The sequence below is a fragment of the Chitinophaga sp. W3I9 genome (assembly GCF_050434025.1).
Taxonomy (GTDB): Bacteria; Bacteroidota; Bacteroidia; order Chitinophagales; family Chitinophagaceae; genus Chitinophaga.
The window spans coordinates 340,161-352,462 of sequence record NZ_JBNPWC010000001.1 but is presented as its reverse complement, the minus strand read 5'-3'; the positions used below and the strand labels follow the sequence as shown (position 1 = coordinate 352,462).

Annotated in this window: 12 protein-coding genes; 10 read left to right on the top strand and 2 right to left on the bottom strand. The window is 39.0% G+C overall.

Annotated features, from left to right (window positions below; all coding sequences use genetic code 11):
- The first annotated feature begins 199 nt into the window (after positions 1-199).
- From QFZ51_RS01550 to QFZ51_RS01535, 4 genes are read left to right on the top strand one after another with little or no spacing between them, the layout of a single operon-like run.
- Positions 200-1,438: a hypothetical protein gene (locus QFZ51_RS01550; RefSeq protein ID WP_429042502.1), complete on the top strand. Its 1,239-nt coding sequence runs from the start codon at positions 200-202 to the stop codon at positions 1,436-1,438.
- 6 nt (positions 1,439-1,444) lie between these two features.
- Positions 1,445-2,980, top strand: a complete 1,536-nt coding sequence (locus QFZ51_RS01545) for a hypothetical protein (RefSeq protein WP_429042500.1) — start codon at positions 1,445-1,447, stop codon at positions 2,978-2,980.
- Positions 2,973-3,257, top strand: coding sequence for a hypothetical protein (locus QFZ51_RS01540; RefSeq protein WP_429042498.1), 285 nt, complete (start codon positions 2,973-2,975; stop codon positions 3,255-3,257). The genes QFZ51_RS01545 and QFZ51_RS01540 overlap by 8 nt, the downstream gene beginning before the upstream one ends.
- A 39-nt stretch (positions 3,258-3,296) precedes the next feature.
- Entirely contained in the window at positions 3,297-4,544 is a 1,248-nt protein-coding gene (locus QFZ51_RS01535) for a glycosyltransferase family 4 protein (RefSeq protein WP_429042496.1), read from the top strand.
- A 13-nt stretch (positions 4,545-4,557) separates the two neighbouring features.
- On the opposite strand, the gene QFZ51_RS01530 is transcribed toward QFZ51_RS01535, so the two are convergent.
- Together QFZ51_RS01530 and QFZ51_RS01525 are read right to left on the bottom strand one after the other, a co-directional pair.
- Positions 4,558-5,256 carry a class I SAM-dependent methyltransferase gene (locus QFZ51_RS01530; RefSeq protein WP_370908550.1) on the bottom strand — a complete coding sequence of 233 codons (699 nt, stop codon included), beginning with the start codon at positions 5,254-5,256 and terminating at the stop codon, positions 4,558-4,560.
- 15 nt (positions 5,257-5,271) lie between these two features.
- Entirely contained in the window at positions 5,272-6,003 is a 732-nt protein-coding gene (locus QFZ51_RS01525; protein ID WP_429042493.1) for a TylF/MycF/NovP-related O-methyltransferase, read from the bottom strand.
- A gap of 467 nt (positions 6,004-6,470) precedes the next feature.
- Here QFZ51_RS01525 and QFZ51_RS01520 point away from each other — a divergent pair, with 467 nt between their 5' ends.
- The 6 genes from QFZ51_RS01520 to QFZ51_RS01495 all read left to right on the top strand — a co-directional run bounded on the left by QFZ51_RS01520 (position 6,471) and on the right by QFZ51_RS01495 (position 12,260).
- A complete protein-coding gene (locus QFZ51_RS01520; protein ID WP_429042490.1) occupies positions 6,471-7,040 on the top strand; it encodes an acyltransferase in 570 nt (189 codons plus the stop codon).
- Between the two features lie 111 nt (positions 7,041-7,151).
- Positions 7,152-8,018, top strand: a complete 867-nt coding sequence (locus tag QFZ51_RS01515) for a glycosyltransferase family 2 protein (RefSeq protein ID WP_429042488.1) — start codon at positions 7,152-7,154, stop codon at positions 8,016-8,018.
- 16 nt (positions 8,019-8,034) lie between these two features.
- Positions 8,035-8,814 carry a glycosyltransferase family 2 protein gene (locus QFZ51_RS01510; protein ID WP_429042485.1) on the top strand — a complete coding sequence of 260 codons (780 nt, stop codon included), beginning with the start codon at positions 8,035-8,037 and terminating at the stop codon, positions 8,812-8,814.
- Between the two features lie 561 nt (positions 8,815-9,375).
- The gene (locus tag QFZ51_RS01505; protein WP_429042482.1) at positions 9,376-10,071 is read left to right on the top strand and encodes a hypothetical protein; all 696 of its coding nucleotides are present in this window, start codon (positions 9,376-9,378) and stop codon (positions 10,069-10,071) included.
- A 16-nt stretch (positions 10,072-10,087) separates the two neighbouring features.
- Entirely contained in the window at positions 10,088-11,218 is a 1,131-nt protein-coding gene (locus QFZ51_RS01500; RefSeq protein ID WP_429042480.1) for a DUF1972 domain-containing protein, read from the top strand.
- Positions 11,219-11,231: 13 nt separating this feature from the next.
- Positions 11,232-12,260 carry a glycosyl hydrolase family 18 protein gene (locus tag QFZ51_RS01495; RefSeq protein WP_429042478.1) on the top strand — a complete coding sequence of 343 codons (1,029 nt, stop codon included), beginning with the start codon at positions 11,232-11,234 and terminating at the stop codon, positions 12,258-12,260.
- Positions 12,261-12,302 lie beyond the last annotated feature (42 nt).

The window sequence follows — 12,302 nt, the reverse complement described above, 5'->3', positions numbered from 1 at the left end:
AAATAAATCGTTATTTGGTATCTATACCATTATAGTTTCATTGAACATTTTCCTGTCTTACGCGGATTTTGGCTTCATTTCCGCCGGGTTAAAATATGCAAGTGAATCATACGCCAGAAACGACAGGAAAGGAGAAATAAAGATTGTGGGATTTGTTGCATTTATCTTCACCGTATTTGTGGGATTATTCCTGGTTATTATGCTGGGCATTTCTTTTCGTCCTGATTTAATTGTTAATGGTCTGAAACCTGACGAAACAAAAACTGCCAGTACCTTACTGGTTTTATTGGCTTTGTTTTCTCCAACCTTTATCCTGCAGCGTATGTTGCAGGTCATTTTTTCGGTAAGGATGGAGGATTATCATTTTCAGCGCCTGCTGATAGTATCCAATTTGTGCAAAATATTGTCTACTTTTTATTTCTTTGGAAGAGGAGAATATTCGCTGGTGGGGTATTTTCTATTTACCCAAATATGTAATGCGGTAGCAATGATAGCCGGATTGTGGCAGGTGAAAAAGCGACTGAATTATGATCTGTTTTTTTTACTTGGCTCGTTTAAATATTCCAGGGAGTTATTTGATAAAACAAAGAAGCTAGCCTTTAGCTCCGTTTTTCTCACAGTCTGCTGGATACTTTATTATCAGCTTGATCCTTTTGTAATTGGGAAAATGATAGGCGCGGATGCGGTAGCGGTGTATGCAATTGGTCTTACTATGCTGACCTATATCAGGTCGTTGTATGGGATCTTGTTTTCGCCATTTACAGCAAGATTTAATCACTATCTCGGAGCCAATGATATTGAGGGGCTGAAGCGGGTTTTTGTGAATGTCCTGGTAATAACCCTACCATTAACGCTTTTTCCCGTTATTTGCCTTTCCATCACTTCTGAGGCGTTAGTTATTAACTGGGTGGGACATGGCTATGCTTCCTCTGTATTTATCACACAATTGCTGATACTTTGTTATAGTTTAAGTTTTATCTCGTCTCCGGCGGGTATCCTCATTATGGCGTATGAAAAGGTGAAGATGATATATGTTACAAGTGCTATGTTGCCAGTTATTTTCTGGGTTGGTATCGCCGTTACCTATTCATTCTGGGGACTTACTTCCTTTGCGATATTCAAGTTGTTGTCGTTTGTTTTGTCGGCACTGGCGTATTTTTTTATGAGTTGTAAATTATTACAATTCAATGTGAAGGATACAATAAGAACCGTATTATTACCGGCAGTTTTACCAGCTCTGGCGGTAATAATATCATGTATATTTGTTAAATCGTACATACCGATAGGACATAACAGGTTAAACCTGTTCTGGTATTTACTTATCATTGGTACTATTTGTCTGATGGGATTATTTTTATATTACATCTGTTCCCGTATTTTCAGAAAGTATGTATTAGAGATGATAAGCCAGCTAAAACCAAAACTTTTTTTTAAATAGGACTAAATGGAACGTGCATTTGTTGGTATTCCTGAAAGGGATTTTAACAGGGTCTTTATTGTGGAAGACAGGAACCACTGGAATTCTTGTAAACCATTGTTTAATGAAGAAACAGATCTCGTGTTGGTAATAGATCTGGGCTTGATGAAAATGCTGGAAAAGGAAAAAATAGAAGTTTTTTATTTAGATAATATACTTGACAGAAATTACCTTGAAGAGAGAAACTATGAATTGCATCATTTTCTGAATAAGTGGTATCTCGACAAAGATGGAAATGACATTATTGTTTATAAAGGAGTGCCGGTTGGAAGCGCTTATCTTTTAAACATACTTAATGATGTGACCTATAACTTTCACTTCTTTATTTATTTGAGTGCAGTCAAGGTTGTATCATGCAGGGAAATCATTTGTGCGGTAACGGATGAAGTAATCAAAAAGTGGGTGAAGATACTTCTCCCCGCGGCAAGATTTATAGAAGAAGTGGATGGCAGCGAAGTGCCCGCTTATTATTTCCCGATATCTGCCTGGATGGAGGAGAAAATGAAAACGGACACATTTGTAAAAAAAATAAAGCGTTGGGGGGTAGGCCTATTCGAGTATATAGGCAGGGTAAGAGAAACCTTAATGAGAAACGACGCTCCCGCCATTTACCTGCAAAATTATCATCCAACTTTTCCTATCATTGATGAATTAAAAAAGAATCGTGATGTCAAAGTCATCATGGCAAATTATTCGAGCCCGGTTAACGCGTTGAAAGAACGGAGGGTATTTTACCGTAACAGAACGATACCCGCTGATATAATAGAATCCAGCCTGACCGCTTTCAAAAACAGGTCATTTTACGACTGGAAAATTGATGGCTTTGATATAGGCGCCAATTTGCTGGAATTGATTGTTCCCAAATTGCCCAAACTTCTGCAAAGTGCTTTTTCGCGGATTGAGGATATTGAGAATTATTTTGGTCCGCAAGATGTGCGGCTAATGGTACCTGTAACAGAGCTGTGGCTTGAGAATAACCTCATTATCAATTATTGTAAGTTAAAAGGTATCCCGGTTTATATGATCATCAATGGCTTATTGGTGAATAACTTTTCCTATGATGCGAGAAGAGTCGATTGGGTAAATAGTTATAGTGAGGCGATTAAGGAAGATTACTTTGGAGGAATGGATAATGCAATCTGTCTTGGCGACCCGAGAATGGACCATTATAGCAATCAGCAGCCTAAGGTTATTGACAGGGAGAATCCTGTTATTATTATTGGTGCGGGAGGTTATAATCTTATTGATATGAACTCCTATTTAGCCTACGAATTTGACTTCCTATATGATTTACTGGAGGTTTTATCGGATCTTGAAGGGGAGGGCTACAAACATAGTATTGTGTTGAAAGTCAGGGAGAATGGCTATGTTTCACAGTATAGTCGTTTTTTGGATGAGTACTTCCCACATATGAAAGTGCGGATTGAACAGCAAAAACCATTTAAAGAGGTAATAGCAGAAGCTGACTTTTATCTTTCTTTTTTATTCACAAACATTGTTTGAGGCATCTATCCTTGGAATACCAGCATTGTACTATAAGAAAGACCAGCATATCATCAACAAACCATTTGATGGTAAATCAGAACTTGTAACGGCGTTTGATAAAACGTCCCTTAAAGAGAAGATCATTGCGTTCTATAAAAAAGACCCGATTTATGATGTTTTTCTTAAGAAATCAGTTCTTGAGAAATATATTGGTAAGCTTGATGGAAAAAACCTTGACAGAAATCTTCAGTTTATCAACAGATTTTTGAGTAAGAACAGAAAGGAAAATAACTAATCTGTTCACCTGACTATTTAACACAGAAGAAGTATTCCAATGAGAAAAGTTCTGATTTACAGTGATTGTTTTGTTTATAGTGGAAGTGAAAATGTCATTGAAAACATTTTGCGCTCAGAAGAAATCCAGGAGGAGTTCTTGTTGAATTTCTATTATGCCTATAATAAGGAATACGAGAAGGGGATCAAAAGAAAGTTTGGCGGAGCCGAAAATGTAAAGTCAGTAAAAAAACTTATCAATCCGTATCCGCAATGGGGACATCCATTGCAATCCGGAGAAATAAAAGGAAAGGCAAAGCGCGTTTATACGAGGGTGTTATATACATTAGGACTGGTTTTTAATAAGATAGGGCTTCTTCAGTTGCATAACGGCCTAGTGTTATTCAGGCTTTTCAAAAGGGAACGGCCTGATATATTATTGATCAATAATGGGGGGTATCCCGCAGCTGAAACATGCAGGATAGCTGCAATTGCCGCCAGGATGGCAGGGATCAGAAGTGTGCTTTTTGTAGTCAATAATATGGCATATCCGCAAAAGAATATTTGGGATAAATGGAAGGACAGATATATTAACAAGTATGTCAGTTACTTTATAACAGCTTCAAAAGCTGCGAGTGACCGGCTGGCTGAGGCCAGGAATTTTGATCAGCAAAAGTGCTTCAATATTCCCAATACTTTATTAACCCAGACAGAAGAAACGAGTATTGCCGGATCAGGGATTTTAAGGCGTGAGTTTGGTGTTGATGATGATAGTATCGTAATGGGGGCCGTGGGGCTGTTGACCCGTAGAAAAGGCTATCACGTTTTAATTACAGCAGTGGCCATGTTAAGACAAAAACAACCATTGGCCAGGTATAAGCTGGTAATATTTGGTGAAGGAGAGGAAAGGTCAGCACTCGAGAAGCTCATAAAGGATTATAATCTGGATGATGTCGTTATTTTGCCGGGCTTCAGGCCAAATGTGATGGAGTATGTGAGGGATATGGATATATTCATAACGCCTTCAATTGCCAATGAGGACTTCCCGTATGTCATCATAGAAGCAATGATGATGGGTAAACCAGTAGTTGGCTCAAGGGTAGCCGGTATCCCGGAGCAGATTGATAACGGGGTGACTGGCTATGTTGTTGCTCCCGATGCTCCGGACGAATTGGTAAATGCTATTCAAAAGATGTTGGACAAAGAAAAAATAGCAACCATGGGGCGTAGCAGTCGGGAGCGATATTTCGAAAAATTCAGCAATCGTCTGATAATGAAACGTTATCTGGAAGTTTTTCGATCAATTTAAACTTTACTGGCGGTTAGCCGTTTTTTTCGCATAAAACAATGTTGTTCAGATATAGGGTTTTCCGCTTAGGCAGGATCTTACTGAGCAGCAGGGCAGAAAGATTCATCCAGATAACCACCACCCTCCAGTAGATACCATTGATGATTCTTATCCTGGATTTGTAGGAAACCATATGGATAATCTGAAGTTGCATGATGGCCTGAATACTGTCACCGGTTTTCTCAATAGATAACACATTAAAACCATGTTTACCCAGCAGCTCCTTTAGTGCGAAAACAGTGTAACGGGCATAGTCATAAGGCTCTTCGTGTTCGGGGAAGGCAAAAGGACAGGTGATCAGCATTTTTCCACCTTTTTTCATCACCCGGTTAATCTCTTTAAGTATATCATCCAGGTTGAAAACATGTTCAAAAACCTCACTACTGAACACTGCATCAAAATGCTCATCAGGAAAAGGAATGGTTTTCCCGTCATAGAATACGTCTACCGGCTCGTCATCATGCAAGTGTGCGGGGTTGTACAGGTCAACACCAACATATTCTTTTACATCGAATAAGCTTCGATATGGTTTGGATCCGCAACCAAAATCCATTAAGGTGCCTTTCAATTGCGGACAGTATTTCTTTACAGCCTTTAGGATGCCATTACGGACAAGATAAATAGGGTAACGGATATCCGGATTAAAATTATACGGTACTTTATCAGCAGACATAATATAGCGAAGTTATTATTGCTTAATGGCGATTCTTCCGGTATCATCAATACGACTCAGGAAAACAGGAAATTGATATTCATCGAAATACTCGTCTACAGCTTTTCTGGCGCCCTTCCAAAAGCCGTAGTCGTCAATAATAAGAATTCCCCCTCTTTGAAGAAGAGGGAAAAGGTGAATTAATTCATGCTTGGTTGATTCATACCAATCTGTATCCAACCGGAGTAAGGCAATTTTTTGAGGCATCCTGGCAGGAATAGTGTCTTCTACCTTTCCGGCTATATAGTTTATTTTTTCAGGGTTGTATTGGCTCAGGGCCATAGTTTGCTTTACGGTGTCCAATGCAGAGTAAGCCCATATAAGTCCTTTTTTCGCCTGATCCTGTTGCAAAAGGTCAGAGGCATCTTCTCCATTAAAGGTTTCGTCTTCGGCTGAGGGGGCAGACATTCCTTCAAACGTATCGTACAGAAACAATTCCCTGTCGGTATCATTTACGGCCTTCAGTGTCTCAGCAATAGCCAACATACTGCCACCTTTCCAGACACCACACTCCACAATATCCCCCTGAATTTTATATTTATGTATATACTTTACTGCTTCAATAAGACTAAAAACCCTTTCCTGGCTGGTCATTGTAAATGGGGCAACCTTGGCGCAGATACGTTGGTGCTCAGCTTCAAAATCTGCTGGAAACTTCGGTGAAGAATCAAGACGGTTAATAATTTTTCGATAGATTTTCTTTATCATAGTCGTAAACAAATATTATATGCTGAAATAATGAAACATAAATTGGCTTTAAGCCGGTTTTATGTACTATATGCTTATTAAAATAGTTGTATAAATGCAATGGCCTATATTTGTCAGCACATCTCGATTTCCGGGCATCTAATTATCTTTGGCAGACGTTGCTCATCCTTTCGACGGGAACCTCAACGATATAATATACAGAGATATCGTTTTCATAAGATTTAAAGATATTGAAAAAAAATGATCTCTTCTTGTTTATCCCTGTTTTTTGCTGTAAACTTGCGCTAGCAAGGTATTTTGTCTCTGCTGAGAGCGTTTTATTAATTGTAAACAATTTCACCCTGACTTGTTTCCTTTTAAGGAACGGAATCCGGAATTCTCAGTATAGTTGCCGGACTAGTTGCACAAGGTATGGGAAGGACGTCAAGCTTTAAAATCATCAAAACAAGCACGCTTAGATATTTATCATGTTCATCAAAGAATTGAGCGATAAACTGAAATTTTGGAGGCTAGCCGACAGGATAGGGCCTGACATACCTTCTACACATTGGAAGCTACATTTTCAGTCGACCATGTTGAAACTTTGCCAGAAAAAGTTTTATCATTTTGATAAAACCGCCCAGTTCCGGGCCGGAGCATATGCTGTGGGTTGTTCACAGATATCGATAGGGAAGCGGGTGGTTATCCGGCCATGTTCACACTTACATGGGGCGTCTGCCAATCTTGACGTTAGTATCACTATTGAAGATGATGTGCTGATAGGGAGTGGTGTTCATATTTATGTAACAAATCATAATTTTGACAATCCTGAAATACCAATTTATTACCAGGGACATTATCCGTCCAGGCCTGTAGTGCTGAAAAAAGGATGTTGGATAGGAGCTAATGCAATTATTCTTCCCGGGGTAACTGTCGGGGAAAACAGCGTGATTGGGGCCGGATCAGTTGTAACCAGATCTGTACCCGATAGAGTGGTTGCCGGGGGAATTCCTGCCAAAGTAATAAAATCGCTGGAAGATGCAGCTAAGAAAAGCTGAGGTACGGAACGGTTTTCAAGGCCTTTTGCCATTATCGATTGGATATCAGCAGTTTGTGCCAGGGGCACAGGGCTTTCCGACCTTTTATAATTGGTTAATCCAAATATTTTTATGAACCGTCAGCAGGCGAATATATCAGTAGTATCGGCTAATTACAATAATGGAAAATATCTCCGTCAGTTTATTGACTCATTGATGAACTCCTCGTTGCTACCGAGGGAGATCATAGTAGTTGACGATGGATCTAAAGATGATTCTGTAAGGATCCTGACAGAAATTGCAGAAGAAACTGAGATACTAAAACCGGTATTCCTGAACAAAAACCAGGGTTTTGCCAATGCACTTAATGCAGGATTAAAAATAGCCTCTGGTGATTATATCTTAAGGCTTGATCCGGATGATTTCGTACACGAAGATCGCATCAGGTTACAATATGAGTTGTTGGAGCGTAACCGGGAACTGGATGTGGTGGGTAGCAATGCTGCTTATTTTGATAGTGATACAGGTAAAATTATTTTCAAAACCAACTTTCCAGCTACTTACGAAGAAATAAAAAAACGCTACCATACTGCTATGCATGGAGTATTGCATGGAACCGTAATGGGTAAAACGGCGCTTTTCCAAAAATATGGTTATCAACAGGAATATGTCCCTGCCGAGGATTATGCTATCTTTGCCAGGATGATTGCGGATGGTGCTGTTATGCAAAACCTGACAGCACCACTTACATTTGTTCGCATACACGCAGGAAGCGTTTCAAACGACCTTAAATACAAAGCAATCCGCGAACCTTATGCTATTTGTAATGAATTGTTTCACACCAGCTATGGGCCGTTGAGATCAAAGCTTACATATTATCATCTGAAATTTTATCGCAGGTTTCTCTTTCAGAAAAATCTTTTGAAACGGATGTGGTATCTTTTCCTGGCAATTAGCCTTAATCCGGCTAAATTAGTGGCTAGAATAAAACGCCAGTAACAAGTAAGTTAAAAGTATGCAGCATCTAATTTCAGTCATAGTACCTGTTTATAACGCGGAGGCATATATTGCTGATACTATTGATTCAGTATTGCAACAAACATATACTAACTGGGAATTGTTATTAGTGGATGATTGTTCTACTGATAATAGCGCATCAATTATCAGGGCATACGTGGAAAAGGATAACAGGATTAAGTACTTTAAACCTGCACAGAACTTTGGAGGCCCCGCCGGACCGCGTAACATGGGAATCAGAGCGTCAGCCGGCACTTATCTGGCTTTTTTAGATGCAGACGACATTTGGCTTAGCGATAAACTGGAACGCCAGTATCAGGTAATTACTACAGAGAATGTGGACCTGGTGTCTACTAACATTTTCTTTTTCGGAGATCGTGTAAAAACCTGGTCTCCAAAGTTGCCGGCATTACCTACACTTGAGGAGATGTTGCTGCATAATAAAATCTGTACCTCATCGGTAATGGTACGAAAAACGCCGGATGTTATATTTGAAGAAGAGAAAAGGCTTATCAGTGTAGAAGATTATTATCTCTGGCTAACTTTGTTTTTTAAAGGATATAAAGTCAGGATCATTACGGAGCCATTAGTCAAATACAGGGTAACAGCCAACTCGCTGATACATAAAAATGAATTTATTTCAATTCTGAAGGCCAATTATGTCGTATCCAGACTGGTAGTTGATTTCAAGTATACCAACTGGATAATGATGAGGGTGTTTTTTAGAGCAGTTAAGGATCTTGCAAAGTTGCGGGTAAAAAAAGTAATCGGTAAATGAATACAATACAGATCAATAAGGAGCTCTCTGGCGGAATAGTGTGGTCGAAGCAAAAGCTCCGGGAAAAGATCCTGCTCTCTTTATTGACTTTTCAATTATTACTGCCGGTCATCTGTCTTTTAGTATTTATTTATCTGGGCAAATTTTTTAAACCCGTTCGGGGCATATTTTCTTATTTCGGTATCCGTTCTTGTATTTACATTTATTTGCATTTCAAGAGCGGCGAGTCCCGCAATTTATACTCATTTCATTGGCTTTTTGTTGTTGCAGGCGGTTACAGTGCTCGGTCATATTGCAGCTTTAGGAGTTGCCGATGGTGCACTGGAAGGCCTGAGAACAATTTCTAATTTTTATTTTTACTGGTATCTCGGTTATGCCTGCTATTTCACGTTTTACAGAACCGGTAGAATGGAAGTTTTGCTCAGGTGGATTATCAGTGCAGGACTTTTTATAGCAGCAGTAAATATTATTCACTTTTTCTTCAATACGATATTGGGTAATTATGCGGCTGTAAAATCATACCTGGAAATACTGAACCAGAATCTCGCTGATTACCTGGATATGGAAGGAACTAATGGTTTTTTGAGGCATGCAGGGTATTTTCTGGATACGCACAGCCAGTTTTATATCCCTCTTGCCACACTTATTATCCTGCAGATAGAGAAATTCCCCGTTAAAATGAAGGGATGGAAGATTGCCCTGATCGTTGTGTCTATCTTACTGTCGGGAGTAAAAACTGCCTATCTTATCATGCTGCTGATGTGGCTTATTATATTGATGAGAACCAATGTTAAAGCCGCTGTTAATTTTTTTCTGGCATTGATTGTGCTCAGTATTGCGGTCATGTTGTTTTTTAATGAAATGATAGTGAATATGGTTGTAATGATCTTCACGCATGATATGGATATTTTGGTGGAGCATATTTATCACAACCCTATCCGTTTGTTTAATGACTATACGCTGGTTTTTTTTCTGGGGGGAAACCCGGGACTTGTTGAAAAAATCTATTCAGAAGTATATCTGATCACTACTATGTACTTCATTGGATTGGCGGGACTTCTTTTATATTTGTCACCTTTAATTGTGTTGCTTTTTAATAGGAATAAAAAATATTTTCTGGGTTTAATCATTTTTGTTTATTTCATTTTTACGTTGTCGCATTACCCTGTCTTTAAGGTAGGGATTAACAATATTGTGAGTGCACTGCCAGTGGTGTACTTATTAGCCGCGATTAATGATTTTAAAATTAAGAAATGATAAATAGTAGAGTAAGATGAAAATAGCCATATTAGGCACAAGGGGGATTCCCAATAATTACGGAGGATTTGAACAGTTTGCCGAGTATATTTCTGTGGGCCTTGTTGAGTTAGGACACGATGTAACTGTATATAATCCGCATTTTCACGGTTATCAGGAAGATACTTTTAAAGGGGTAAAGATTGAGAAAGTGAAAAGCCCCGAGCAGAGTATCGGAGCTGTTGGGAACTTTATTTATGATTACAGATCCCTTAAGCATGCGCTGACAAAAGACTTTGATCTCATTTATGAGGCAGGATATGGTACGGCATCTCCATCTTACTTTCTACTGAAGAACAGTAAAATTCCGGTGTTAACCAATATGGATGGACTGGAATGGAAGCGTTCTAAATGGAATTTTATTACCCGCCGGCTGATGCGGTATTTTGAGACGTTGGCTATAAAAAAATCTCATTACCTGATTTCCGATAATCTGGGAATTCAGCAATATTATAAGGAGTTTCATAATACGGATACGATTTATTTGCCATACGGTGCAGATGCAGTTTATGATTTTGAGGAGAAACTGTTGACAGAGTATGATCTCAAGGCTAATGAATACTTCCTTCTGGTTGCCAGGCTCGAGCCTGAAAACAGTATTGCTATGATATTGGATGGATACCTTGAATCAGGGCATTCTTCTCCATTTATTGTTATCGGAAACCATCAGAACAAATATGGAAATTATCTGAAAGAAAAATATAAAAATAAGAATATAAGATTTCTCGGAGGGGTATATGATAAACAAAAGCTGGATTCGCTCAGGTGTTATTGTAAGGCCTATCTGCATGGGCATACCGTGGGAGGAACCAATCCTTCATTATTAGAAGCAATGGCTTCAAATGCTTTTATTTTTGCGCATGGTAATAACTTTAACAGAGGGGTATTGGGCGCAAACGCGCTTTATTTTACTAATAGCCGCGAGCTTGCAGTATGTATTTCAGAAGTAGATATGCTCGCTGCAAAAAATAAAGATGGTTTTCTGTCGGGTAATAATAGCAAGATTAACAACTATTATAATTGGAAACGTGTTATTAAGCTTCATGAAGAAGTTTTTGCTGATGTAATAGCGGGAAATAGAAAAACTTTTTCCCGGCGTAAAAGTTAGAAAAATGAATCATATGAAAATTAGATCTTTTCAGCTGCTCCTGCTTTTGATGAGTGCGATAGTCGCCATTCCTGTTTCAGGCCAAAGAACAAAAAAGAAAAAGAAAATAACCCAAACTACTAAGTCTGCGGCTACTGCCCCGTTTAGAATCATTGGGTATTTCTCAAATTGGGGACCGGTAACAAAAATTAAATATGATAACATTACCTGCGTAAATTTTGCTTTCCTAAAGCCAATGCCAGATGGTACAATTGCCAATGATAAGACCTATGACAAGCTATATGATATTGTAGCCAATGCAAGGCCTAAAAAAGTGAAAGTAATTGCGGCGCTTGGCGGACAATACACAGATAAGACATTCTCAAAGATTGCCGAAAGTGACGCGCTGATGGATAAGTTTGTTGATAATGTAATGGCTATCGTGGACAAATATCAACTGGATGGTATCGATTTAGACTGGGAATATCCAAAATTTAATTCAGATGAGCCTCAGAAGTTGGTACAGTTAGCTAAAAAGTTTTCTGTGAGGCTTCACCAGAAGGGGAAATTATTAACCATGGCTGTATCAGGTAAGCCTAAGTGGGGCGCTTTAGCGCCAGATGAACTATATCCGGTGGTAGACTATTTTAATATTATGGCTTACGATGATATGGAACAAGCTTCGCACTCAAGCTATGATTTCGCTGTAAATTGCCTGAACTATTGGATTATTGACCGCAAGCTTCCCCGGGAGAAGGCGAATCTAGGTTTACCTACTTACGGCCGTAACCCTAAGGTAGTGCCGCCGTATTACAAAGACCTGATAAGTAAAGGTGCTGATCCCAACGCAGATTCTTTTAATGGAGTCTATTATAATGGCATAAACACCATCAAGAAGAAAGTTGATCTTGCCATGAGAAATGTGGGTGGGATTATGATATGGGAGATAAATGGTGACACCGACGATGACAAAACTTCACTCATCAGGGCCATGAAAGAGGAGACCAAAAGTAAACCAAGCTCACAAATTAATAAAAGTAAAAATATGAAGGTTATTCAATAACAATAACCATATCTTGTGAGTATTTTTGCGGAGAATTAATAT